This is a genomic window from Frankia sp. KB5, assembly GCF_002099325.1.
Classification (GTDB): Bacteria; Actinomycetota; Actinomycetes; order Frankiales; family Frankiaceae; genus Frankia; species Frankia casuarinae.
This window is the reverse complement of sequence record NZ_MRUJ01000391.1, coordinates 1-1,497: the sequence shown is the minus strand read 5'-3', so window position 1 is coordinate 1,497 and position 1,497 is coordinate 1. Positions and strand designations below refer to the sequence as shown.

Genomic DNA, 1,497 nt, shown 5'->3' with positions numbered 1-1,497 from the left:
TCGTCATAGGTGCACCGACGTTCCGAACCATCCTCTTCCACGATCCACAGCGCCACCCGGTCGTTGTTCCGGGCGATTGGGTCAAACCAGTCGATGGCCCAGTTGAACTGGCCTTCGAACCGTGGCCAGCGGAACTCCTCCAGCGCCTTGCCGTAGTCCGTGCGCAAGTTGATCAGAAGATCGCGGGCAGTGCGGTAGGTCTCGGTCGCGGCAGTCGACGTCATCGGCAAACTCCTTCCAACACCGCACAGAGTCGTGCCGAGCCGCCCCCGCCGGCCACCCCCGAAAGTTGGTAGCAGGCGGGGATGGCCACGGGGTGGTAGCGGAGGTAGCCGCGTGATGGTCGCGTGATGGTCACGGGGATGGCCGGTCGACGGCTTGCCTCGGCCGGGTTACTGTGACGTGCACAACATGGCGGTGTGCGCAATGAGGACGGACGCGATGAGTGACACCCGATTACTTCGTCCAGACGACCGCGCGGCCTTGCGGGCCGAGCTGCGCACCATCATCCGGCAGGGCGGAGTCCCGGTGGCATTCGCCGGTGAGGTGGGTGGCAACCGCTTGCGCCTGACGGAGTTCCTGGGCACTCGCACCACCGGCCTGCACAATCTGGAGGTCTGTCCCGGCACGGGACTGGGCGGCCGGGTGATCCTGCAGGGCCGCCCGGTCGGGGTGACCGACTACGCCAGCGCGCGGAGCATCACGCATGACTACGACCGGCCCGTCCTCCGCGAAGGTCTCGCCTCGTTACTCGCGGTTCCCGTTCACGCTGGTGGCCGTTGCCGTGCCGTCCTCTACGGCGCGGTGCGCCAGCCCGCCGCGTTGGGCGACCGGATACGGGACGAGATCGTTGCCGCGGGCCGGCGGCTCGTCCACGAGCTCACCATCCGCGACGAAGTCGATCATCGGTTGGCGATGGCCGAGTCGCTCGCGGCCGTCAGACAGCTCGAGCCCGCGCACGCCGCCACGCTTGAGGAACTTCGTTCGGTGCACTCCGAACTGAGGGCCATCGCGGGAGCCATGTCCGATTCGGCGCTCCAGCGCAGGATCTACGCGGCCGCACAACGTCTCGTCGCCGTCGGCGAGAGCGGGCCGGGAAAAAATTCCAAGATACGCCTGTCCACCCGTGAGACCGATGTCCTCGCCCAGGTCGCGCTTGGCTGCACCAATGCCGAGGTCGCAAACCGGCTTTCGCTCTCCCGCGAAACGGTCAAGGCATACCTGCAATCCGCCATGCGGAAACTGGACGCGGGCACACGCTACGAAGCCGTCGTCCGCGCCCGCAAGGCGATGCTGATCCCCTGAACTTACCCTGACTTCGCCCGGCGGGGACTTCCGCCCACGGAGAGCCGTGCCCGGTCTTCGTCGCTGAGCTGTTCGGGGCTCTCGTGGGCGTCGTGATGCGCCGAGAACCGCGTCGAGGGTCGGGCCGCCAAGTCGTAAGCATTCACCTGGTTTAGGGATCTTGCTGTAGGTGGCGGTTCGTGGGCGTGGCTG

The 1,497-nt window shown here is 66.9% G+C and carries 1 protein-coding gene and 1 pseudogene; one reads left to right on the top strand and one right to left on the bottom strand.

From position 1 onward, the window contains the following. A pseudogene (locus tag KBI5_RS24685) lies at positions 1-224 on the bottom strand (AMP-dependent synthetase); the annotation flags it as partial. A gap of 217 nt (positions 225-441) precedes the next feature. Between KBI5_RS24685 and KBI5_RS24680 the strand changes: the two are divergent. Then, a complete protein-coding gene (locus tag KBI5_RS24680) occupies positions 442-1,305 on the top strand; it encodes a LuxR C-terminal-related transcriptional regulator (RefSeq protein WP_241883183.1) in 864 nt (287 codons plus the stop codon). Positions 1,306-1,497: the final 192 nt, after the last annotated feature.